General features: G+C 49.2%; 20 protein-coding genes. 14 read left to right on the top strand and 6 right to left on the bottom strand.

From position 1 onward, the window contains the following. Together AC4BAN_RS11855 and AC4BAN_RS11850 are read left to right on the top strand one after the other, a co-directional pair. Positions 1–1,115, top strand: a 1,115-nt coding sequence (locus AC4BAN_RS11855; protein ID WP_490564616.1) for a hypothetical protein, incomplete at its 5' end; no start/stop codon positions are given. A 39-nt stretch (positions 1,116–1,154) separates the two neighbouring features. Next, positions 1,155–1,838 carry a hypothetical protein gene (locus AC4BAN_RS11850; RefSeq protein WP_490564615.1) on the top strand — a complete coding sequence of 228 codons (684 nt, stop codon included), beginning with the start codon at positions 1,155–1,157 and terminating at the stop codon, positions 1,836–1,838. Positions 1,839–1,980: 142 nt separating this feature from the next. Here AC4BAN_RS11850 and AC4BAN_RS11845 read toward each other — a convergent pair whose 3' ends face one another. Together AC4BAN_RS11845 and AC4BAN_RS11840 are read right to left on the bottom strand one after the other, a co-directional pair. Next, positions 1,981–2,142, bottom strand: coding sequence for a hypothetical protein (locus AC4BAN_RS11845; protein ID WP_490564614.1), 162 nt, complete (start codon positions 2,140–2,142; stop codon positions 1,981–1,983). 88 nt (positions 2,143–2,230) lie between these two features. After that, positions 2,231–3,625, bottom strand: coding sequence for a type III PLP-dependent enzyme domain-containing protein (locus AC4BAN_RS11840; protein ID WP_490564613.1), 1,395 nt, complete (start codon positions 3,623–3,625; stop codon positions 2,231–2,233). 175 nt (positions 3,626–3,800) lie between these two features. On the opposite strand from AC4BAN_RS11840, the gene rocF reads away from it, so the two are divergent. From rocF to AC4BAN_RS11820, 4 genes are all read left to right on the top strand, one after another. After that, positions 3,801–4,772: an arginase gene (rocF, locus tag AC4BAN_RS11835; RefSeq protein ID WP_490564612.1), complete on the top strand. Its 972-nt coding sequence runs from the start codon at positions 3,801–3,803 to the stop codon at positions 4,770–4,772. After that, positions 4,772–6,562, top strand: coding sequence for an arginine--tRNA ligase (gene argS, locus AC4BAN_RS11830; protein WP_490564611.1), 1,791 nt, complete (start codon positions 4,772–4,774; stop codon positions 6,560–6,562). Before rocF ends, argS begins: the two co-directional genes overlap by 1 nt. A 165-nt stretch (positions 6,563–6,727) precedes the next feature. Further along, positions 6,728–7,222 (top strand): glutathione peroxidase, encoded by a 495-nt coding sequence (locus AC4BAN_RS11825; protein WP_490564610.1) that lies wholly within the window; start codon positions 6,728–6,730, stop codon positions 7,220–7,222. Between the two features lie 49 nt (positions 7,223–7,271). Next, positions 7,272–8,207 (top strand): 1,4-dihydroxy-2-naphthoate polyprenyltransferase, encoded by a 936-nt coding sequence (locus tag AC4BAN_RS11820; RefSeq protein ID WP_490564609.1) that lies wholly within the window; start codon positions 7,272–7,274, stop codon positions 8,205–8,207. Between the two features lie 59 nt (positions 8,208–8,266). Here AC4BAN_RS11820 and AC4BAN_RS11815 read toward each other — a convergent pair whose 3' ends face one another. Continuing rightward, positions 8,267–9,703, bottom strand: a complete 1,437-nt coding sequence (locus AC4BAN_RS11815; RefSeq protein ID WP_490564608.1) for a DEAD/DEAH box helicase — start codon at positions 9,701–9,703, stop codon at positions 8,267–8,269. A 653-nt stretch (positions 9,704–10,356) separates the two neighbouring features. Between AC4BAN_RS11815 and AC4BAN_RS11810 the strand changes: the two genes are divergently transcribed. The 3 genes from AC4BAN_RS11810 (at position 10,357) to AC4BAN_RS11800 (ending at position 13,148) form a co-directional block, all read left to right on the top strand. After that, positions 10,357–11,109: a YebC/PmpR family DNA-binding transcriptional regulator gene (locus AC4BAN_RS11810; RefSeq protein ID WP_490564607.1), complete on the top strand. Its 753-nt coding sequence runs from the start codon at positions 10,357–10,359 to the stop codon at positions 11,107–11,109. An 87-nt stretch (positions 11,110–11,196) separates the two neighbouring features. After that, on the top strand, positions 11,197–12,315 hold the full coding sequence (locus AC4BAN_RS11805) for a CaiB/BaiF CoA transferase family protein (protein ID WP_490564606.1): 1,119 nt from the start codon (positions 11,197–11,199) through the stop codon (positions 12,313–12,315). A gap of 152 nt (positions 12,316–12,467) precedes the next feature. Next, positions 12,468–13,148, top strand: coding sequence for a hypothetical protein (locus tag AC4BAN_RS11800; protein ID WP_490564605.1), 681 nt, complete (start codon positions 12,468–12,470; stop codon positions 13,146–13,148). Between the two features lie 61 nt (positions 13,149–13,209). On the opposite strand, the gene AC4BAN_RS11795 is transcribed toward AC4BAN_RS11800, so the two are convergent. After that, the gene (locus tag AC4BAN_RS11795; RefSeq protein ID WP_490564604.1) at positions 13,210–13,950 is read right to left on the bottom strand and encodes a phenylalanine 4-monooxygenase; all 741 of its coding nucleotides are present in this window, start codon (positions 13,948–13,950) and stop codon (positions 13,210–13,212) included. 515 nt (positions 13,951–14,465) lie between these two features. Here AC4BAN_RS11795 and AC4BAN_RS11790 point away from each other — a divergent pair. After that, positions 14,466–15,593 carry a sulfatase-like hydrolase/transferase gene (locus tag AC4BAN_RS11790; protein WP_490564603.1) on the top strand — a complete coding sequence of 376 codons (1,128 nt, stop codon included), beginning with the start codon at positions 14,466–14,468 and terminating at the stop codon, positions 15,591–15,593. Positions 15,594–15,652: 59 nt separating this feature from the next. Next, positions 15,653–16,708 (top strand): hypothetical protein, encoded by a 1,056-nt coding sequence (locus tag AC4BAN_RS11785; RefSeq protein ID WP_490564602.1) that lies wholly within the window; start codon positions 15,653–15,655, stop codon positions 16,706–16,708. Positions 16,709–16,748: 40 nt separating this feature from the next. Here the strand turns inward: AC4BAN_RS11785 and AC4BAN_RS11780 are convergent, their stop codons facing one another. Together AC4BAN_RS11780 and AC4BAN_RS11775 are read right to left on the bottom strand one after the other, a co-directional pair. After that, a complete protein-coding gene (locus AC4BAN_RS11780) occupies positions 16,749–18,635 on the bottom strand; it encodes an ABC-F family ATP-binding cassette domain-containing protein (RefSeq protein WP_490564601.1) in 1,887 nt (628 codons plus the stop codon). A gap of 404 nt (positions 18,636–19,039) precedes the next feature. Then, positions 19,040–19,543, bottom strand: coding sequence for an RDD family protein (locus AC4BAN_RS11775; RefSeq protein ID WP_490564600.1), 504 nt, complete (start codon positions 19,541–19,543; stop codon positions 19,040–19,042). A 305-nt stretch (positions 19,544–19,848) separates the two neighbouring features. Between AC4BAN_RS11775 and murI the strand changes: the two genes are divergently transcribed. The 3 genes from murI to AC4BAN_RS11760 all read left to right on the top strand — a co-directional run bounded on the left by murI (position 19,849) and on the right by AC4BAN_RS11760 (position 22,631). Beyond that, complete coding sequence (murI, locus tag AC4BAN_RS11770; protein WP_490564599.1) at positions 19,849–20,664, top strand: glutamate racemase; 816 nt, start codon at positions 19,849–19,851, stop codon at positions 20,662–20,664. Between the two features lie 75 nt (positions 20,665–20,739). After that, positions 20,740–21,843: a complex I subunit 1/NuoH family protein gene (locus tag AC4BAN_RS11765; protein WP_490564598.1), complete on the top strand. Its 1,104-nt coding sequence runs from the start codon at positions 20,740–20,742 to the stop codon at positions 21,841–21,843. Between the two features lie 182 nt (positions 21,844–22,025). Next, positions 22,026–22,631: a NuoI/complex I 23 kDa subunit family protein gene (locus AC4BAN_RS11760; RefSeq protein ID WP_490564597.1), complete on the top strand. Its 606-nt coding sequence runs from the start codon at positions 22,026–22,028 to the stop codon at positions 22,629–22,631. Positions 22,632–22,678: the final 47 nt, after the last annotated feature.

Here is a 22,678-nt window from a genome sequence, read left to right as displayed (position 1 = left end):
TTTCCCTTATTTTTACACGCAGTACCGGGAGAAAAAAGGGAAAAACAACCCCGGCCAACAACACCCATAAGACACTGAATCAAGCATCACAAGCTTCACCGTCTTATGGCCTATTTCGTTGTGATACATCAAAAGACAAAATGAAAACACTTAAAAGGGTTCTACTAAGCCTTATAGTAATTTTACTGCTAAGCGCAATTGGGGGGTATTTTTACTTCAAGAGCAAGTTCCAGCCTCCTGCCAATCAACTTGTACTCGGGAATTCTAACATTCCAATTCCTTTTATCTGGCTCAAAGATTCTACTGAAAACGGAGTAGATGAGTATTCCGCCATGCTCATACCTGTTACACTAGAAGGAATTCCAGGATTATATTACATGCAGTTTGACCTTGGCGCGCCTTACTCTCTTTTTTATGGCAAAGCACTGTCATCACTCAATGAGAAGTACAAAAGAATAACAATTCAGCAGGAAGGAGAGAACTCATCTTTAGAGAAGTTCAGGTTCAAAGTTGGAACTACCGACGTTTTTGCAAAAACAATAAAAGTAAAAGATTATGGGAGCGCCATAGACTGGAATGATAGTTCTCATGCCCGCATAGTCGGCACCATAGGAGCTGACTTCATTGAAGACAAGGTTCTGATAATCGACTATAAAGATGGGAGCATTTCGGTAGCATCTGAGATTTCACAGGAGCTTGCGAATGCTGCTCAGTTCTATGATTTCAGATTTGAAAGCCGAAGAGTGTTACTGCCATCTAAAATTGATGGCCAAGAACAAACATTGCTTTTCGATACAGGTGCCAGTGCATTCGAGCTTTTGACAGATGAAGACACTTGGAAGGCGCTTTCAAAAGAAGGATCAAAAGAAGAAACATATGAAGCCAATTCGTGGGGCAAAAAGTTAGTAGTGCACAATAGAGAAAGCAACAGTCGGATCGAGTTTGGCTCCGTGGAGTTGCCCTTATCAATAGTTACATATATTGAAGGAACAGGCTTTATGCAGAACATGCTTATGAAGTTTTCTGGAATGGGCGGTATGATTGGCAATAAACTATTCATCGGTAACATCTTAGTGCTTGATACTAAGAACCAGAAGTTTGCACTAATAGAATAACGTATCACAACCACACCCATAAGCCAGCTACGCCGCCTTATGGCCCAGTACGTTAGCTGCAAGGAAAAGACAATGAATTATAAACCGACACCAATAAATATCATTTGTGGGTTATTAATAATAGGCTCAATTTATGGTGCACTCTTTTCAGGACCAATGGGGTTCGGTATTCTTGGACTTTTTTATCTTATTCCTGTTGCCGTTTTGGGACTTCTACTTGATTACCTTGGTCAAAAGACAATCAAAAGTTATCCGAGACTATTCGCAATTGAGATCATATTAGTAGCTGTCATATCTTTTGGTGTTGTCTGGCAAGAAAGAACCAAGACTTACATAATTCCTGACCAAAGAGACTTTGAATTTGTAGTGACAGTATATGATGTAAAAGACTCAGAAGAACTTCCTGTTAACAATTTCACTTGGACTTATAAAAAAGAAATACCTGTAAATGGAATTCTATTGACCTCAAACAGAATTAACTCGGATTTGCCCAAAACAGAGATGTTTACAAAATCAGGTTTAAGTCTTCAAGACAGAAATGATACGGTTGACTTGTGCTTCGGTCCAGCAAGCACTTCGATAATTGAAATTGACGGAAAAATTTATAACTACCAAGCTTGGAAAATTGATAAAGGTGGTACAATCGGATATTCCTCAAATGACATTAAAGAATTGGAAGAAGAACTAAAGAAGTATTTAAAAAGAATTAAACCCAGCAGCTAACATTCTGTATAGTGCATACCCTGCGGGATACGCACCATACAGTCGCCGTCAGCCCCAGAACAAATCTTGCACCCAACAACCCCCATTAAAACAGAAAAGCCGGCTTGCGCCGGCTTTTCTGTTTTAATGGGGGTCAGCTATACTAGCTGTGGGCCTTGCTTGTAGCGTGAGGGGTAGCATCCGTGGCTACGTTCGTTTTTGTGTTCTTTTCAACCTTGGCATAGTTGTAGGCCGGGCAATATGTTTTACACGACGCCATGCCAAGCGCTAAGCATAAACTACCCACTGCTAATACTCTCTTCATATTACTGTTTGTTTTGGGGATTCGAATCAAAAATAGCTTTTTTCTTTTAAAAGCAAAATTTATTTACTAAAAATTTTTCTAAATAAATTTACACTGCATAGCCAAGTATCTTCATCATCGATTCGCTGGTTTGCTCCGGCGCAAATTGCCACGTTTTCAGGTTGCCTTCCTCATCACGGTCCACTAAAATGTGCTGTGGCGATGGAATCAGGCAGTGTTTAATTCCGCCGTACCCACTCAATTGCTCCTGGTAAGCGCCGGTGTTAAAAAAGCCAATGTATAAGGGCTCGTCTTTGGGGGCCTTCGGCAGGAATACCTGGTAAGAGTGCATCTCCGAATTATAGTAATCCTGGCTGTCGCAGGTCATGCCGCCCAGTTGTATTTTTCGGTACTCCTTGTCCCAATGGTTTACGGCCAGCAGGGGCCAGCGCTGGTTCATGGCCCAGGCATCGGGCAGGTTGGTTATAAAAGAGCCATCAATCATGTACCACAGCTCCTTGTCGTTTTGCAGCTTCTCGTCCAGGATAGAGTAAATGTTGGCTGCACTCTCGCCCACCGTAAAAATGCCGAACTCGGTAAAAATGTTAGGCTCCGGCACACCCTCCTCCTTGCAAATGCGCTTGATGGTGCGCAATATCTCCTCGGTCATGTACTTGTAGTCGTAGTCCGCCTGGATAGAGGTTTTGATCGGGAAGCCCCCGCCAATGTCAATGGTATCCAACTCCGGGCAAAGCTTCTTCACCTCGGTATACTTATGCACAAAACGGCTAAGCTCCGACCAGTAATAGGAGGTGTCTTTGATGCCTGTGTTAATAAAGTAATGCAGCATTTTCAGCTCAAACCGCTCGTCGTGCTTAATCTGGTTCTCATACAGGTCGATCACATCGTTGTACCGAACGCCGAGGCGCGAGGTATAGAACTCAAACTTGGGCTCCTCATCAGATGCCAGCCGAATGCCTACTTTGGTTTTTTGGGTAACGTGTTCCTTGTAGTAATCAATCTCGCCCAGGTGGTCCAGTATGGGCATGCAGTTCACAAAGCCCTCGTTAATTAACTCTGAGATCCACTGGCGGTAACGCTGGCGCTTAAAGCCATTGCAAACGATATACGTATTCTTGTTGATCTTCCCCTTTTTATACAGCGACCTTACAATCTGCATGTCATAGCCGGAGGAGGTTTCGATGTGGATGTCGTTTTTCAGCGCTTCATCCAGCACAAAGGAGAAATGCGAGGCTTTGGTGCAATAACAGTAAGTATAAGTGCCTTTGTAGTCCAGCTTTTCGATGCTATCCTTAAAAAGTTTTTTTGCCCGTTGTATTTGCGAACTGATCTTGGGTAAATATGTTAATTTAAGCGGAGTGCCATACTTTTTAATGAGCTCCATCAACGGGATGCCATTAAACAGTAATTCATTATTTTCTACGGTGAATTCTTCCGTTGGGAAGTCGAAAGTTTGGTGAATCAGATCAGTGTATTTATCCATTCTGTGGTGCTGGGTTAAGAAAACATGCAATATTGATTGTATTTTACCATCTTTGCAAAAACTTTGTTCAGATTATATGAAACGTTCATCAAATTATTGTTATCACACCTATTAGGAGGTGATAAATAAGAAGGTGTTCAGTTTCATGTGGTTAGAGAAACTCTAAGGCAGGCACATGAAAAAAATAAAACTGATAGAAGTAAGATCGGAGCTGGGCGCCGGAACAAGGGGAGCCAGCATGGGCATTGACGCATTGCGGGTGGCTTGCTGGGATAAGGGCTCTGATTATTTCAAACGCTTTAACTCCGTTAGCGTTCCGGACCTGAACTATACCCTGTTCGATAAAGATGTTTTCCCGAATGCGCACCGCATCGACAGCATCCTGACGGTACAGAAAAACATTGCCAACGCCGTAGAGCAGACCATTAACATGGGCATGTTCCCGCTTGTGCTGGCCGGCGACCATTCCAACGCCCACGGCACCATTGCCGGCATTAAACAAGCTTACCCCGAAAAAACATTGGGTGTGATCTGGATCGATGCGCACGCAGATATTCACTCCCCGTATACTTCACCTTCGGGCAATGTGCACGGCATGCCGCTGGCCATGGCCCTGAACGTAGATAACCTGGACCGCCAGATAAACGACCCGGCCCCGGAAGCCGTTTTCTTCTGGAACTCGCTGAAGAAGCTGGGTTACGAGGGTGCCAAGCTGAAACCGGAGCACTTGGTTTACATTGTGGTGCGCGACACCGAAGAACCCGAGGATTACTTTATCAAAAAGAACGGCATCAAGAACTTTACCTATGCCGAGTTTACGCAAAAGGGGGCCGAGCAAATAGCCCGGGAAACGCTCGAGCGTCTTAAAGACTGCGACATTGTGTATGTGTCTTTCGACGTGGACAGCCTGGACTCCAAGTTCTCGAAAGGAACGGGCACCCCCGTAGAAACCGGTTTAACCGTGCAGGAGGCAAAAGACCTGAACTTTCACTTGTTGCAGGACCCCCGCGTGGTTTGTTTCGAGATGACCGAGATCAACCCGACCCTGGATACAGAGAACACCATGGCAGAGAATGCCTTCGATATTTTAGAGACAGCCACAGAGGCTATCTTACACCGCGAATCTAAAAGTACAGCCACACATTAATGCAACTTCAAACCGCCATTAGCCAGCATATCAGCCAGGCGCTGCAAGCTATATTTCAAATTTCTGTGGATGCTTCGCAGCTTGTGCTGCAGCCTACCCGCAAAGAGTTTGCCGGCTCTTTCACGTTCGTTACGTTTCCGTTTACCAGGCAAGCGGGCAAAGGCCCCGAGCAGATCGGGCAGGCCCTGGGAGAGTACCTGAAAGCGCATGCCGGAGAGGTAAAGGATTTTAACGTGGTAAAGGGCTTCCTGAACCTGGAGGTGGAGGATACAGAGTGGCTGCACCTGTTCCGCGACCTGATACAGAACCCGGCTTTTGGGCAGGGTGAGCCGAGTGGCCGCAACGTGATGGTGGAGTACTCCTCGCCGAACACCAACAAGCCACTGCACCTGGGGCACCTGCGCAACAACTTCCTGGGCTACGCAGTTTCTGAGATCCTGAAAGCGAATGGCCATGAGGTGATGAAGGTGAACCTGGTAAACGACCGGGGTATCCACATCTGTAAATCGATGCTGGCTTACGAGAAGATTGGCAATGGCGAAACACCCGAGAGCAGTAACATGAAAGGCGATCACCTGGTAGGCAAGTACTACGTGCTGTTCGACAAAGCCTACAAGGTGCAGATAGAAGAGCTGGTAGCGCAGGGCATGGACAAAGAGGAGGCCAAGAAGAAGGCCCCGCTCATGCTGGAGGCACAGGATATGCTGCTGAAGTGGGAGCAAGGCGACGAGCAGGTTGTTGCGCTCTGGAAAAAGATGAACAGCTGGGTATACGCCGGCTTCGAGCAGACATACCGCACCATTGGGGTAGATTTCGATAAATATTACTACGAGTCGCAAACCTATACGTTAGGCAAAGAGAGCGTGGAGGAAGGCCTGCAGAAAGGGGTGTTCTTTAAAAAAGCAGACGGCTCTGTTTGGGTAGACCTGGCCGCAGAAGGGCTGGACGAGAAGCTGGTTTTACGAGCCGACGGCACATCAGTTTACATTACCCAGGACCTGGGCACAGCCGAACTAAAGTACAACGATTTTAACTACGATACCTCCGTGTATGTTATTGCAGATGAGCAAAACTATCACATGCAGGTATTAAAGGCGATCCTCAAGAAACTTGGCAAACCCTATGCCGATGGTATTTTCCATCTTTCGTATGGCATGGTCGACTTGCCCTCAGGCAAAATGAAGTCGCGGGAAGGCACCGTGGTGGATGCCGATGAGCTGGTGCAGGAAATGATTGACACTGCCCGGCAGCAAACAGAGGAGTTGGGTAAGATAGAGGGTTTTACCCCAGAGGAGGCTAATAAGCTGTACCATACTTTAGCAATGGGAGCCCTAAAGTACTTCCTGCTGAAAGTGGATCCGAAAAAACGCATGTTGTTCAATCCGCAGGAATCCATTGATTTCCGGGGGAACACCGGGCCGTTTATCCAGTACACGCATGCCCGTATCTCAGCTATACTTCGCAAAGCCAGCGAGATGGGCATAAAGGTGGATGCGGCTTCGTTTGAGAGTGTGACCACCATGCATGAAACGGAGCAGGACGTCATTACACACCTGGTTAATTACCCTGCGGTGGTAAAGGAGGCGGGTAACCTGTATGCCCCTTCGGTTATTGCGAGCTATGCCTACGAGCTGGCCAAAATTTATAACCGGTTTTACCAGGAGGTTTCTATTTTCAATGAAACGGACGAACAGGCACGCAATTTCAGAATATCGTTGTCAGCCATGGTTGCCCGCTTAATTCGCGAAAGTATGGCGCTGTTGGGTATTGACGTTCCGGAGCGGATGTAAGGATTGAAATGAGGAACCGTGGGCGGTGAAGATTGCCCTCTAGAAACTTAGGTTTACGAAATCTATTGTATGAAAATTTTATTTAAACAATTGGCCGTTTTGCTGGTATTAGCAACATTAGGCGCCTGTTCAGGCACTACTGCAAATAACACATCAGATAATTCAATGGCAACAGAAACAACACCAAACGCAAACAGCGATTTCTATACGTTTAAAATGGAAACGTTAGATGGCAAAAAGGTAGACTTTAACAAGTATAAAGGCAGGAAGGTCCTGCTCGTTAACACAGCCTCTGAATGCGGCTTTACCCCACAATACGCCGACCTGCAGCAGCTCTACGAGAAGCACGGAAATGATGTGGTGATCTTAGGTTTTCCGGCCAATAACTTTGGCGGCCAGGAGCCAGGCAGTAACGAGGAGATCGCATCTTTCTGCCAGAAAAACTATGGCGTAGCTTTTCAGATGTTTGAGAAAATATCCGTGGCCGGCCAGGACAAGCATCCGCTTTATACCTGGCTCGCTGAAAATGCACCAAACCACGAAGAGCCAAACTGGAATTTCTGCAAGTACCTGGTAAATGAAAACGGTAAGGTAGTCGCCTTTTTCCCATCCAAAGTGAAGCCGATGGACGAGGAGATTCTGGCGGAGATACAAAAATAGGCTCCTTAATCAGAGGGCTTCTTAGATTACAGGTAAACGCAAGGATACGTTGAACACCACAGAACACCATAACTCAAGTCCAGGTCTTGTACAGGCCTGGATTTCGGCTTTTAGGCCGCGCACCTTACCGCTGGCACTTTCCTGCATCGGGATGGGGGGCTTTATGGCAGCGGCCAACGGCGTTTTTAGCGCAGCCATTGTGGCCTTGTGCGTGCTCACCACGCTGTTCCTCCAGATCCTGTCTAACCTGGCCAACGACTACGGCGACTCCAGGCATGGTGCGGACAGCGTGCATCGCGAAGGGCCGATGCGTGCGGTGCAGGCAGGCCACATCCAGGCGGCGCACATGAAAAAAGGCATGCTGGTGTTTAGCCTGCTCTCGCTGGTATCGGGGCTGCTGCTGCTCTGGGTGGCTTTTGGTTCTGAGGGTGTTTACCTTTTTCTGGCGTTTCTGGCAATAGGCCTGGCTTCTATCTGGGCAGCCATCAATTACACCGCCGGCGACAAGCCCTATGGGTATGCCGGCCTGGGAGATGTGTTCGTGTTTGTGTTTTTTGGTTTGGTTGGAGTTTTGGGTACCTATTTTTTGCAGGCCCATGAGCTGCAGGTCCTTGTTGTGCTTCCGGCACTGGTTTGCGGGTTCTTCTCCACAGCGGTGCTTAATGTGAACAACATCCGCGACATTAGATCGGATGCCCTGGCAGGCAAGCACTCCATACCCGTTCGGCTGGGGCCTGAAAAGGCAAGGGTGTACCACGTGCTGCTCTTGCTCGGAGGGGTTTTAAGCGCCTTCGCGTATGTGCTGATCCATTTCCAAAGCCTGTGGCAGTTTCTCTTTGTGCTGGCACTTCCGTTGGTGGTCAGCAACGGGGTAAACGTCTGGCGCAGGCAAACATCCAAAGAAATAGACCCCTACTTAAAGCAAATGGCCCTGACCACCTTGGTGTTTGTGTTGCTTTTCGGCATCGGGCAGGTGATCGTATAAAACACCTATAGTCACCTTGTGGGGTGACTATAGGTTTGAAAATTTAATTTTAGTGGAGCTTAAGCGGGCTGTTTCTCGCCGCCTTCCTGTGGTCTGGGTCCCGCATTTTTGCCCCTGTTCCTGTTTCGGTTATGATTCGCCGGCTTGCGCGGCCTGTCGTTCCCTTCGCCGGGGGCACTAGCCTGCGGCTGCGCGCTTACGCCAGCGTTACGGGTACTGCTGCCGGAATGGTGCTTGCTTTTACCCTTGCCCCGATCATCGCGCCTTTTACCACCACTAGAACCACCGCCATGCCTGCTGCCTCCGCCACCGTGTCGGCCACCGCCGCCTCTGCCATCGTGGCGTTTGGTAGGGTCGTAGGCCGGGCCGGGGCCAAAGTCATCGGGGAGTGCGAGTTTGGGCACCTCGCGCTCAATCAGGCTTTCTACCTTTTGTACCCGGTGCATGTCTTTCTCATTCACAAAAGTAATCGCGACACCCGTTGAGGCGGCACGCGCCGTACGGCCTACACGGTGCACATAGTCTTCGGCATCCTGTGGCATGTCAAAGTTCACCACATGGCTCAGGCTGTCAATGTCAATGCCTCTCGATACAATATCGGTTGCAACCAGAATCTGGTATTGCTTGTTTTTAAAGCCCTGCAAGGCGCGTTCGCGCTCATCCTGCATCATATCCGATTGTATCCCCTCTGCCTTAAAGCCCATTTTGCAAAGAGAGCGGACAATCTGGCTCACATTCGATTTGCGCGAGGTAAACACGATCATACTTTGTACTTCCTGCTCCTGCAGCAAATGCTCCAGCAAAGGCAGTTTTTGGTTGTCGTAGGCCAGGTACATGCGCTGGTCTATACCGGCGGCAGGTTTGGATATAGCCAGGTTTATTTCTGCGGGGTTCTGCAGGATCTGCTGCGCCAGGTCTCGTATCTTCCGGGGCATGGTAGCCGAGAAAAGCATGGTCTGGCGTTGTTTTGGCAGTTGGCTGATGATCTTTAACAGGTCATCCATAAAGCCCATGTCCAGCATCTTGTCTGCCTCGTCCAGTACCAGGTGGTTCAGCTTGTCCAGGTTTACGTACCCCATGGCCATGTGCGCCATTAAGCGGCCCGGGGTGGCAATGATGATATCTGCGCCGGTGGTCAGGGCGCGCTTCTGCTGGTCCCAGTCGCCGCCTTTGCTGCCGCCATAAATAGCGATGGAGCTTACGGAGGCGAAATAACCGAAACCTTCCACCTGCTCATCTATCTGCTTGGCCAGTTCGCGGGTGGGCACAAGTATAAGCGTGCTGGTGTGGTCGTAGCTGGCATGGGATATCCTGTCGATCAGGGGAAGCAGATAAGCAGCCGTTTTTCCTGTTCCGGTTTGCGCGCAGGCAATCATGTCTTTGCTCTCCAGAATAAGCGGTATGGCTTGCTCCTGAACAGGGGTGGGTTTGTTGTAGCCCATCGAGTCAATACCGGTCAGTACGTCGTCGTGTAAATTAAAGGAATGAAAATCCAAGGTATCTATAATTTGTTAACACACTATTTCTGAGGAGACATATACAGGCACAGCTCCATTTAATAGGTAAAGATACAACAAATAAGATTTCGATAACAGTATTTGGCATGCTGCCTGCCAAAGTAAGTTATATTCCAATTAAGGAAGCTGTTGGCTAATGTTTTTCCGCGAATGGAGAAGGTGGGAAAGTGCAAAATATACAATTTAGTATATATTTCTAAATACAGATATTTAAGCTGCTTAAGCAGGGGTTTAGGGGATTGTTGATTGGTATGGCGTTTTGTTTGCATCGGATTAAAATATATAAAAAGTTATATTGTGGTGTAACCAATCATGCGCTTTGGCGTAAAAATTAGCTGCACAAACATGTTGCATTATCTGTAAAAAGTATAAAATCATTAATATATCTTATTATGAAAAAAGTTGTACAGGAATCTCCTAACTTCTTTCTGTTGTTAGGATTGAACATTATAAACGCCGTCTTCCTGCTGATGTAGTTGACGACATTTCCTTATTGTAACACCTTATAAAAGCGCAGCCTGGCCCCACAGCCAGGCTGCGCTTTTATGCGGAAACAGGAAATTTTAATTAATTTGCCCTTTTGATAGATGCGGCAGGGCGTACCTGTTCTCATCATGATCCTTTAATACCGTATGGCAGGACATAACAAATGGTCACAGATCAAGCGCAAGAAAGGCGCCCTGGATGCCAAGCGTTCGAAGATTTTCACCAAGCTGATCAAAGAAATGACGGTTGCTGCCAGGGTTGGCGGCCCAGACCCTGTCAGTAACCCACGGCTCCGGCTGGCAATCCAGACGAGCAAAGCCGCCAACATGCCCAAAGAGAACATCGAGCGCGCTATTAAGAAAGCAGAGGGTGCCGAGGGCGACTACAGCGCGGTAACCTACGAGGGTTATGCTTTGAATGGGGTTGCCGTGTTTATTGAATGCCTAACGGACAACATTAACCGCACGGTGCAAAACCTGCGCACGATGTTTAACAAAGGCCATGGCAGCCTGGCCACCAACGGATCCGTAGAATTCCTGTTTGACAGGAAAGGGGTATTTGTGATAAAAAGAGATACGGAAAGGAACAGAAGCGAGGACGAGCTGCTGCTGGCCTTAGCCGACGGCGGGGCAGAGGAAGTGGAGTTCGATGCGGACTACCTTACCGTGTACAGCGCCATGGAGGACTTTGGCTCTGTTCAGAAAAAAATAGAGGAGTTACACCTGGAACTGGAAAGCGCGGAGCTACAAAGGCTGCCCCAAACAACCGTAACAGTAAACGACCCGGAAGCGGTGAGAAAAATACTGAAGCTGCTCGATGCCCTGGAGGACGACGACGATGTGCAGAAAGTATACCATAACCTGGAGCTTTCTCCCGAAGTGCTGGCAGAGCTTGAATAAACGCTGCATCGGCAAACGGAAAATCAGAAAACCTGTAAAGGGTTCGCCCAAGGAACAGACGCAAATTTTAAGGGGATAATTTACCTGATGGAAGAACCTGTATTCAAAGATATGCTGGTGTTGGAACTGGCAAGTGTGCTGGCCGGCCCAAGTGTGGGGCAGTTTTTTGCTGAATTAGGCGCAAAGGTGATCAAAGTAGAGAACGCCCTTACTCACGGCGATGTAACCCGCAGCTGGAAGCTGGCATCCGAATCAGAAAGCACTAACACCCCCGCATACTTCTGTGCGGCGAACTGGGGGAAATCCTCCCTGGCCCTCAACCTGAAATCAGACCAGGACCTGCAGCAGTTCTATGGCTTGGTGAAGCATGCTGACATCGTGATCGCCAGTTATAAACCCGGGGACGCTGAAAAGCTGCAAGTGGATTTTGAGAGCCTGCGCCGGCTGAATGAACGGCTGATCTATGGCCACATTACCGGCTACGGACCGCAGGACCCGCGTGCCGGCTACGATGCCGTGGTGCAGGCCGAAAGCGGTTTTATGTACCTGAACGGAGCCCCTGAAGGCGCGGCCACAAAAATGCCCGTGGCCTTGATGGATGTACTCACGGCGCACCAGCTCAAAGAAGGTTTGTTGGTAGCCCTACTGCAAAGAGCACACACCGGAACAGGGCAATTGGTGCAAGTGTCGATACTGGCTGCTGGCATAGCGGCGCTGGCAAACCAGGCCACCAACTACCTGGTGGCAGGCCAGGAACCACAGCGGATGGGTTCTGAGCACCCCAACATTGTGCCTTACGGCACCGTTTTTACCACCCGGGATAACAAGCAACTGGTGCTGGCTGTTGGCGACGACAGGCAGTTTCGCAAGCTCTGCAAGGCTTTGGGGGCTTCTGAACTAGGAACCAAAACAGCCTATGCCACAAATCAAGCCAGGGTCAGAAACCGAACGGAAGCACAGGAATTCCTTGCAAAACTGGTTGCCCGGCACGACAGGCAGCCGCTGCTGCAGCTGTTGCATGGCCTGCATGTGCCCGCAGGTGCAGTCAACAAAATATCCGATGTTTTTAACTTGCCGCAGGCCCAGGAAATGCTATTGCAGCATGCCGGCTCAAAACCGGGGGTGCGGCAGGTGGCTTTTACACTTGCGCAACAGCAAAAGCAGGATTTAACGCCACCACCAACCTATCCCCTCGATTCGCTGTGAGGGGCGCATAGAAGGAAATTCTGTGCAGCCTCTGCCTGTATGGATTCTTTCTGTTCGTGCCCGTGTTTACAGGGAAGGGCAGCGTGCCGTTACAGAACAAAGTATTGATTTATTCGGTAAAACTACATCTGGCAAACCACCAACCCAAAACTATGGAAGATAGATTAAGCGATATTATTAACGGACTGCATCAAAAGTCTGTGACAAAGCAGGAGATTTACCGCAATACCAAACGGACCTTTGACCGGATGAAGGAAATCTCGCAGGTATTGATCGATGAGCTGACAGAAAGGATCACCACCCAGGATGCCAATGTAATTATAGAATATCGAAACGTAAGCGAACACGAGTTTCAGATCAAGTTTTCCGGAGACTTGCTTGTTTTCGTAATGCACTCTAACATTGTCACGTTCCCGGACGATTATGAGATCATGCGGAGTGATTACATTGATGAGGATTTCAGACGCCGGTTCTTCGGGCACATCATGGCCTATAACTTTATGGCAGACACCATCAAGTACAACAGGCTGGATGACCCCGGCTACCTGGTGGGACGTATGCTGGTCAATATTGAGAGTCACTTCTGTATTGAGGGCGTCAAACAGCTGGATCTGCCTCAGGAGGAGATTTCCAATATCGCAAAGAACGTGATAACAGATAAGAATTTAAGGATTATTGTGGAAAGCGCGATGGTTGCCGCCGTTAACAACGACCTGATGGGGCAGGATGTGAGCGACATCGAGCGGATCACGCTGAAACAGAAACTGGAAAATACCCACCTGATCAAGCCGCGGAAACTGGGCTTCCAGATCAGTCATGAACTGACATCCTAAACCTGATATAAACTGTAAAGTACAAGGCCCGGACATATTGCCGGGCCTTGTACTTTACAGTTTATACTTCGGTTAACGTTTTCCGAAGCACCTCTAAAGAGGCTTTAATGCGTGGCAGGCTATCCAGTAGCTCTTCAAAACTACTGATGCTGAAGTATTGGCTCTGAAAAGTTTCTTTTACATAACCTGTTTCCAGAATGTGGTCGACATCAAAGTCATGCTTCACGCTCTCATCAGCTACTGAGAGCTTGCTTTCCCCCACCGACGAAAGTATACCTGCACCGTAAATGCGGGGCTCTTTTCCAGGCCCTTTAAACAAGCCGAACTCAATGGTGTACCAGTAGATGCGTGTCAGGCGGTCAATGATGTCGGGCCGGTCGATATGCTCCAGGGCCATGGCCGAAAGTTGCGCTAGAAAGTCGCAGTAAACCGGTATGGTCAGGAGGGGAACGTGCCCGAAAACATCATGGAACATATCCGGCTCCTCCAGGTAGTCGAGTTGCTCCATTTTTCTGATCCACACGGTAGCCGGAAACTTTTTATTGGCGATCAACTCAAAAAAGAGCGCATCATCTACAATGCCGGGTGCCGGTACCACCTCAAAGCCGGTTAAGGGTTTCAGGCGCTTGTTTACCTCATCGAAGTCTGGAATTCTGTCAGGTTTAAAATTGACCAGTTTCAGGCCCTCAAAGAACTCGGGAACGGCTTTCCCGGGCAGGTTCTGCATCTGGCGCTCGAATAAGATGGCCCAAACAGTATGGTTTTCGTCGGTGTAGTTGTTGTATTCTTGGGTAAGGCGCATGGGTATAGTTTTAAAGTATAAAATTAGATATTGATTAAAAACAGAAAAGCAGCGGCTTGAGCCACTGCCAGGACAGGTTCACCTCAGGTTGGAAGACTCTCCGGTACTTCCTGGACTAAATTGATGGTGGTGATTGCCTAGCAGTAGCGCTGATAGCGATAATAATAGCTGCAATAGCTATACACGCGGAGGCAATAGGAATAAGTAGTAGACAGCAGCAACCCGCCAACGGATGTTGGCAGCGAAGGTGTGGTTGCTATGGCTGAATGTTGGTACATGTACTTATAGGTGTTGCAAGTATAGAAACTAATACACCGTTTTCAAAAGATTAATTCATTTTCTGTAAAATTATTATTCCACCCGTAACCGGTTTCCTTGTGCTTGCCATATGTTCCTTTTTAAGAAGTCTAACTATAATGTATTGTTAATGAGTTAGTTGTTGCCTGTTTTTAGCAGCTTAGGCGCCGTTTTTTTCGTATAGCAGGTATTATAAATCTGTGTTTAAGTGGTGTGCCATGCGATCTCAGTCACTTCTGCTCAAAAACCTAAACTGCAACGTGCCTGCCCGATTGTTGCAGCAAGGTATACTGTTTCTGGTGGCGGCCTGGTGCTATTCCTGCACGGCGCCAGGTAGCAAGAGGGAGGCAATCGAGACACAAAATGTGGTAATCATCGTGATAGACGGGCCAAGGTATTCTGAAACCTGGGGCAACACGCCGGGGCTTATCCCCAGCATGTCCGGTGAGATGAAGCAGGAAGGGAACTACCTGGGGCATTTTTACAACGATGGATTCACGTATACAAACTCGGGCCATGCTGCCATTACTACCGGCGTAAACCAGCCCATTGATAACTATGGGGAAGAGTTTCCCCTGAACCCATCCATCTTTCAGTATTGGCTTAAAACTTCGGGTAGTCCGGCTACGTCTGCCTGGGTGATCACCAGTAAAGATAAATTGTATATCCTGGCCAATGCACTGGCTCCTGCGTGGCATAATGCCTACCAGCCATCTACAGATTGCGGTGTAAACGGCCCAAACACAGGCTACAGGGCAGACTCACTGACGACCCTCAAGGCCAAGGAGATCTTTAAAACCTACCGGCCGAACCTGGTGCTGATCAATTTTATGGAGCCCGACGGCTTTGCACATGCTGGTAACTGGGAGTTTTACCTGAGAGGAATAGCGCGTTCGGATAAGTATGTGAAAGAGCTGTGGGATTTTCTGCAACAAGACCCGCATTACAAGAACAAAACCACTCTGCTTGTCACCAACGACCATGGCCGCCATTTAGACGGCATTGACGGAGGCTGGAAGGAACATGGCGACCAGTGTGAAGGCTGCGAGCACATTAGTTTACTTGCTTTAGGGCCGGATTTTAAAAAGAACAACGTAATAGACACCCGCTATACTTTAGTGGATATTGCCCCTACCGTGGCTGCTTTGCTACGGTTTAAAATGGACCCGAACGTACTTCTCCCCAGGCTGGATACAACGGTGGTTACGTTTCAAGCGGACTCGGCTGGCGTAGCACTGCAAAAGGATTCCCTGCGGGTAACATTGTCCCTGGACACCACCCTCCTGCAGGGGCACCCGATCAAAGAGCTTTTCCTGGGGCCGAAACAGAGGCTGGTGGGTAATTAACCGTTTTTGCTGCAAGGCAGCAGTAAACAGTAAAATAACAAGGCGCTGCCGCAGCAGATATGAGACACTTTTTCCTGTTTTTCTTTTTCCATGTAAGCGCACTGTGCGTGATGCCGCAACGGCACCAGGCACAGGAAAACCCACTCTTCACACAGGATAATGTACTGGAATTTAACCTATCCATGGATATAAAGGAGGTGCTCAAGGACAGAGGCAAAGAAAGCAGCTACCACCCGGCCTATATTTCTTACCTGGATGAAAGCGGCACCGTGGTAACCGAGGCGCTGAAGGTGCGGGTGAGGGGCAACCGCCGCCGGGACCCTGCCGTGTGCGCCTTCCCTCCCTTGCTGCTTAACTTTAAGCGAAGTACAGTGCAGGGCACCGTCTTCGGAAAGGTTGATAAGTTGAAGCTGGTTACCCATTGTATCGGGGATGAGTACGTGCTGCGCGAATATCTGGTGTACAAATTATACAACCTGATCTCAGACAAAAGTTACCGGGTAAGGCTTTGCAGGGTAAGCTATGATAACCAGCAGGATAAAAAGCCGCCCTTTACCCGGTATGCTTTCCTGATAGAGGACGACGAGGAGATGGCGGTCAGGAGCGGGGGCAAGCTAATGGCAGAGGAACTGATCATACGGATGGACCAGACAGACCCTGCAGCCATGGCAAAATTGGCCATGTTTCAGTACATGATCGGTAACACAGACTGGTCGGTGCCTTACCGGCACAACATTGATGTCCTTTTAGCCGATTCGCTTTTGGTACCTGTGCCTTTTGATTTCGATTACTGTGGCATGGTGGAAGCGCCCTATGCCGTGCCGCCACCTGAGCTGGGCATTTCCAGGGTGCGGCAGCGCTTGTTCAGGGGCTACACGTTCACTAGCCAGGTGTATAACGATGTTATTGCACTGTTTAACTTACAAAGAGCGGCTATTTATCAGGTGTACACCGGAAATGAACTTCTGGATAGTAAAAGCAGAAAGCAGGCTGTAAAATACCTGGACAGCTTTTATAAAACACTGAATAACCAGAGAGATTTTAAGCGGGAGATTGTGCGTGTAGGGGCCGTGAACCAAAAAAATATCGTATCAGTAAAAGGGCTGGAAAAGTAAATTGCCTCAACCTTTTACTGATACGATGCTGGGCCAGTGCTTATATCAGATCGGCCAGTTCCAGCCACCGGAATTCCTTTTCCTCCAACTGGGTGTCTATACTTTTCAGTTCCGAAGCCAGGGCCTTTAGATCGGCATGATCGGTGGTGGTGCCGCTGTTCATAATTTCAATTACCTGGTTCTTGCGTGTTTCCAGGGCCTCTATTTCCTTCTCCAGACTCTCGTATTCTTTTTTCTCGGCGAAAGTGGCTTTGCGTTTCGTGTCACTCTCCTGGGCAGTGGCTGCAACGGGAGGCGGGGCAGCGGCTGGTTTGGCTTCCTGTTCCAGTTTCTCGAGTTTCTCCTGCTCTTTCTGCCATTCCCGGTAATCGGTGTAATTGCCCGGGAAATTGCGGATTTGCCCTTCGCTTTCAAACACGAATAAGTGTTCCACCAGCCTGTCCATAAAATATCGGTCATGGCTCACAATGAGCAGGCAGCCTCCGAAATTCAGCAGGAAATCTTCCAGGATGTTGAGCGTAATGATGTCCAGGTCGTTGGTGGGTTCATCGAGGATGAGGAAGTTCGGGTTCTTGATGAGCACGCGCAACAGTTGCAGGCGTCTTTTCTCGCCGCCGCTTAGCTTGCTCACAAAGGTGTATTGCTGGGGAGGAGCAAACTGGAAATGCTGCAGGAACTGGCTGGCCGTGATCACCTCGCCGTTTGCCATCTCCACTACCTCGGCTATCTCCTTAACAATGTCAATCACCCGCTGGTCGTCTTTGTAAGTGAGCTCATCCTGGGTGTAATACCCGAAAACGGTGGTCTGGCCTGGGTCGATCATGCCGGCATCGGGTGCCAGCTTGCCGGTAAGCATGTTCAGGAATGTGGATTTGCCCGCACCATTTGGCCCTACGATGCCAATGCGGTCTTTTTTCTTAAACACGTACGAGAAATCCTGGATGATCTTCTTCTCGCCAAAGGATTTGGAGATATGCTCTACTTCCATAATTTTCCCGCCCTGGCGGGTTGCTTTCACCGAAAGTTCAAGCTGGGGGCCGGTGCTTTTCTTGGCTGCCTTCTCCTTTAGTTCCTCAAAGGCATCTACCCGGTACTTGGCTTTTGTGCCGCGTGCTTTTGGCATGCGCCTGATCCACTCCAGTTCCTTACGCATCAGGTTGCGGGCCTTTTCTGTTTCGGCTACGGCGCTTAACTCGCGCTCGGCCTTTTTCTCCAGAAAATAAGTGTAATTGCCTTTGTAGCTATAAATCTCGCCGTTGTCGAGCTCAGCAATCTCGTTGGCTACCTTATCCAGAAAGTAGCGGTCGTGGGTAACCATGAGTAAGGTGGTATTCTGCGTACTCAACAGGCCTTCCAGCCACTCAATGGTATCCAGGTCCAGGTGGTTGGTAGGCTCATCCAGAATCAGCATGTCCGGCTCCTCGATCAGCACTTTGGCCATGGCAACGCGTTTGCGCTGCCCCCCCGATAGGTGCTTGATGTAGGCGTCGAGGTTGTGGATGCCCAGTTTGGAAAGGATCTGCTTTACTTTCACCTCAAAGTCCCAGGCCTGCAATTCATCCATGCGCTCCATCAGGTGTTGCATGGTTTCACTGCTTGTGTCGGGGCTCTCAATGGCGAGCTCATACTGGCTGATCACGTCCAGTGTCTCGTTCTGCATCGAGAAGATGTTCTGCTGCACGGTCTGCTCCTCATCCAGTTCGGGGTTCTGGCCGAGGTAGCCAATGCTAATCTCTTTTCGTACGCTCACGCTGCCCTGGTCGGGGGGTAACTTGCCAGAAAGTACATTCAGGAGGGTGGTTTTGCCGGAGCCGTTAACGCCAACCAAAACGATGCGCTGCCCCTGGCTGATGCCGAAATTAAGGTTTTTAAAAAGCCAGCGTTCGCTAAAGCTCTTTGATATATTTTCTGCTGATAGGTAATTCATGGTGCAAATTTAACATTTAATCTCCAGAGCCCCAGCCAAAAAAAATACAGCATGCGCTAGTAGAAGCCTTGTAACAGTAAAGAATAGCACATAGGAGACTGTTTTCTATACTTGCTGCCCGAAGTTCGGCTGAAACCCTGCAGGAAATAGCGCTTGCGGTAAAACTGCTGTATTGCCTGGAATCAACGAAACCTGCAGGCAAAAGGCTTGTCGGGGTGTAGCTCAAACGCCTCAAAAAGTGAAAGGATGTTGGAAATCAGCCTACTAGGTAGCCACAGAAAGCCAGCATCGGGGCCTGCCGATATTACTTAGGCCGGATAGCAGGGGAAGTGTGTAAGTTAAGCAGTAGGTGACTCGTATTGTCTCGGCAAAAAGCATTGCCTGGTAAACTCAATCCGTGTTCATTAATCAGTAACAACTACCGTGCGCGCGATGTAATCGTGCAGCATTTGTTTGCGCCTGGTAGACAGGATAAGCAGGAAGCCAAGCAGCAGGGGCAGAGCGGATATCAGTTTAGAAAAATAGCGCAAATTGGCCTGTGCAAAGCTGATGCGCTTGCCGCGCAAATCGGTTACGCGCAAGCCAAGCGTGAACTTGCCAATGGTGGCCTGCTTTGGCGAAGACTCCAGCAACGTATAGTATAGCCAGTGCAGGACAGGCAGATAAGCATTGAAAAAAAGCATCTTGATAATAAGCCAGAACTCAACTGAGGTGATGGCACTGTCATGAAACAGTTGTTTCCAGGTATATAGCTGCTGTGGTTCGTTCGAAACGGAATACAGAATGATCGTGTACCAGAACACGATCAAAGAGGTGTCCACCAGAAAAGCCACAAGGCGTGTAGCTAAGCTACCATACAAGCATGACCGCTGTACTTTCGGATTCGATGTGGTAAGGGCGGACTGCATAAGGGAGCTTAATTAAAAGGTTTTTTTTATGATCGTCTTCAATATGAGCAAGAGGTACCTGTAGGTTGCTGGCTTTTAAGCTGATAGCCAGTTGTGCGTCTGTGCGTACTAAATTATGAGATATTTATTTAACAACAAATTATTTAATAAAAATAATAATTTAAAAAGGTTGTGGTGATTTTTGCCTCTTTATTATAACTCTGTTCTGCCTGCTTTCATTCCGTTGCTTTCTGAAATTATAGTAAACGAGCGTATTTTTGAGGGTAACGTTATTCTTATTTCCTTTTTACATAAATTCGCTTCTTATGGCGGCAACAAAAAGAAACAGTCCGATTGGTATATTTGATAGCGGCATTGGCGGACTTACAGTGGCCAAGGCAATCACGGGCGAATTGCCCCAGGAGCGCATTGTATACTTCGGCGACACGGCACACCTGCCATATGGCGATAAATCAACGGCGGCCATTCAGGCCTACTCCGTTAAAATATGCGACCTGCTGATCAAGCAGCATTGCAAGGTGATCCTGATCGCGTGCAACTCGGCCTCTGCTGCGGCCTACGACCTGGTGCGGGAGTATGTGGGCAGTAAGGCAAAAGTGCTGAACGTGATCGACCCGATCGTGCGCCACATCGGCAGAGCCTACCCCTCTAAAAACATCGGCCTGATCGGGACCAAGCAAACCGTAAACTCCAATGTGTACCGCAAAAAGGTGGACGAACTCGATCTTGATATAGCCCTGAAATCGCATGCCACGCCACTGCTGGCCGCCATGATAGAGGAGGGCTTCTTTAACGATTCCATCTCCGAGAGTGTGATCCATACCTACCTCTCTGACCCGGACCTGGCCGGAATTGAGGCGCTTATACTTGGCTGCACGCATTACCCGCTTATCAAAAAACAGATCGAGGGCTTTTACAAGGGAGAGGTGGATGTGCTGGACGCCAGCCAGATCGTGGCCCGGCACGTGAAGGAGTACCTCGAGCAAAACGACCTGGCTGCCGAAACGTTAACTGGCGACCACACGTTTTACGTGTCTGACTTTACCCGTTCTTTTGAGGAGAGCACCCGCATCTTTTTCAAACGGCAGGTGCACCTGGAGCATTACCCCCTTTGGGAGTAAAGCGCTGACAGGTTCTGCTACGCTTCCAGTTTCCGAATTAAGCACTAACTTTGGCTTCTATTAACCCGGTAAAGTATGCTTGCGTTTCTGATAACCCTTTTTGCCCTGCTGCTGGTCGTAATTTTGCTGGCGTATGCCGAACGCAAAGTGGCGGCTTTTATGCAGGATAGGCTAGGGCCCACAGAAGCAGGGCCTTACGGCATGCTTCAACCTGCCTTGGACGTGCTGAAACTGCTGCAGAAAGAAGATATCGTGCCTGCCGCAGCCGATAAAAACCTGTTTAAGCTGGCCCCCATCCTCATCTTTGCCGCTGTGTTCGCGGGTTTCGCCGTAATTCCGTTTGCCCCCGGCGTCGTACCTTCCGGCATCGGCATCGGGGTGTTCTACCTGCTGGCCGTCGTGTCGCTGGATGTGGTAGGCTTGCTGATGGCGGGTTGGGGATCGAATAACAAGTTCGCCATGCTGGGCGCCATGCGCTCGGTGGCCCAGATCGTGTCGTATGAGATTCCGGCAGGCCTGGCCGTGCTTTCTGCTGTGATGGTCTGCCAGTCACTTGACTTTCAGGAAATCAGTTACCAGCAGGGTGTGCTCATGAACCAGTTTCCGGGCATGGAATACGATATGAACTGGCTGTTCGGCCTGCGGGACCTGGGCATCAACACCACCACCATCGGTGGCATCACGACCTGGAATATTTTCCGGGCGCCTATGCTGCTGGTCGCTTTTATCATCTACTTCATCGCTTCGCTGGCCGAGAGCAATCGGGCACCCTTTGATATTCCGGAGGCGGAGTCGGAGCTGGTGGCCGGTTTTCATGTGGAATACTCGGGCTTCCGGTTCGCCATTCTGTTTCTGGCTGAGTACAGCATGATGGTGCTGGTGAGTCTGGTGGCTGTGGTGCTGTTCCTGGGTAGCTGGAACACGCCTTTCCCGAACATTGGCCCGGTAAGCCTGGCTTACTGGACCTCAGGCACCGTAGGAGAAGTATCTGGTTTGCTGTGGGGTATTTTCTGGCTGATGACTAAAACCTTTGTGCTGTTGTTTGTGCAGCTCTGGCTGCGCTGGACCTACCCGCGCCTGCGCGTGGATCAACTGATGCACCTCTGCTGGAAAGTGCTGACACCGGTTGCCCTGGGTGTGGTGCTGCTGGCCGGCATCTGGCGGTTGTTGATGATATGATGAGAGTTAAAAGTTAAGCCATACCGCAAGTTTAGCGAAAGCCTGGCTTTCGGTTATATATGGCAGCAAGTTTTCAGCTTGCATGAACCATAAAGTATACTTTCACAAGTTGAAAACTTGCCTTATGTAAAACCGCACGATGAAATCTTGCGGTAGAGCATGATGGTAGAAAACCACTTAAAATGGAAAGAACTGCAATCAAACATAAAAACGGATTCCGGGAGGTGGCCGCGTCGCTGTTAAGCGGCATGCGCCTGACCTTGCAGCATTTTAAGCGAGCCGGGAAACGCCGTACACCGGAGTATGTAACCGACGACAACTACTTTAAGCAACCCACGGGATTGGTGACGCTGCAATACCCCTACGAGGCGATTCCGGTACCTGATAACGGGCGTTACCGCCTGCACAACGAGATAGACGACTGCATTGTCTGCGACCTATGCGCCAAAATATGCCCGGTAAACTGCATCACGATCGAGTCGGTTAAAGCCACCGAGGAGATCGGCATGACATCTGACGGCACCAAAAAACGCCTGTATGCCCCGGTGTTTGACATCGACATGGCCAAGTGCTGCTACTGCGGCCTGTGCACCACGGTTTGCCCCACCGATTGCCTGACCATGACACCGGTGTATGATTTCCCTGAAGTGGACATCAAGAACATGATCTACCATTTTACGGACCTGACCCCGGAAGAGGCAGCCGAAAAGAAACTGCAACTGGCAAAACAGCAGGAAGAAATGGCCGCTGCGAAAGCTGCCGCGCTGGCTGCCAGGAAGCAGGGCTAGGGTAATGTATGGAGGCTTCGTGCGTTACGGGCGACTGGAAAAAACTG

This window comes from Pontibacter sp. GD13, from assembly GCF_058216355.1.
This window is presented reverse-complemented; position numbering and strand designations above follow the sequence as displayed.

Coding starts and splice junctions, on each gene's coding strand:
- AC4BAN_RS11785 (WP_490564602.1), top strand. CDS start 15,653: ATGAGACACTTTTTCCTGTTTTTCTTTTTCCATGTAAGCGCACTGTGC.
- AC4BAN_RS11845 (WP_490564614.1), bottom strand. CDS start 2,142: ATGAAGAGAGTATTAGCAGTGGGTAGTTTATGCTTAGCGCTTGGCATG.
- AC4BAN_RS11805 (WP_490564606.1), top strand. CDS start 11,197: ATGGAAGAACCTGTATTCAAAGATATGCTGGTGTTGGAACTGGCAAGT.
- AC4BAN_RS11790 (WP_490564603.1), top strand. CDS start 14,466: ATGCGATCTCAGTCACTTCTGCTCAAAAACCTAAACTGCAACGTGCCT.
- AC4BAN_RS11775 (WP_490564600.1), bottom strand. CDS start 19,543: ATGCAGTCCGCCCTTACCACATCGAATCCGAAAGTACAGCGGTCATGC.
- AC4BAN_RS11795 (WP_490564604.1), bottom strand. CDS start 13,950: ATGCGCCTTACCCAAGAATACAACAACTACACCGACGAAAACCATACT.
- AC4BAN_RS11800 (WP_490564605.1), top strand. CDS start 12,468: ATGGAAGATAGATTAAGCGATATTATTAACGGACTGCATCAAAAGTCT.
- AC4BAN_RS11825 (WP_490564610.1), top strand. CDS start 6,728: ATGGCAACAGAAACAACACCAAACGCAAACAGCGATTTCTATACGTTT.
- argS (WP_490564611.1), top strand. CDS start 4,772: ATGCAACTTCAAACCGCCATTAGCCAGCATATCAGCCAGGCGCTGCAA.
- rocF (WP_490564612.1), top strand. CDS start 3,801: ATGAAAAAAATAAAACTGATAGAAGTAAGATCGGAGCTGGGCGCCGGA.
- AC4BAN_RS11810 (WP_490564607.1), top strand. CDS start 10,357: ATGGCAGGACATAACAAATGGTCACAGATCAAGCGCAAGAAAGGCGCC.
- AC4BAN_RS11850 (WP_490564615.1), top strand. CDS start 1,155: ATGGCCCAGTACGTTAGCTGCAAGGAAAAGACAATGAATTATAAACCG.
- murI (WP_490564599.1), top strand. CDS start 19,849: ATGGCGGCAACAAAAAGAAACAGTCCGATTGGTATATTTGATAGCGGC.
- AC4BAN_RS11765 (WP_490564598.1), top strand. CDS start 20,740: ATGCTTGCGTTTCTGATAACCCTTTTTGCCCTGCTGCTGGTCGTAATT.
- AC4BAN_RS11760 (WP_490564597.1), top strand. CDS start 22,026: ATGGAAAGAACTGCAATCAAACATAAAAACGGATTCCGGGAGGTGGCC.
- AC4BAN_RS11780 (WP_490564601.1), bottom strand. CDS start 18,635: ATGAATTACCTATCAGCAGAAAATATATCAAAGAGCTTTAGCGAACGC.
- AC4BAN_RS11840 (WP_490564613.1), bottom strand. CDS start 3,625: ATGGATAAATACACTGATCTGATTCACCAAACTTTCGACTTCCCAACG.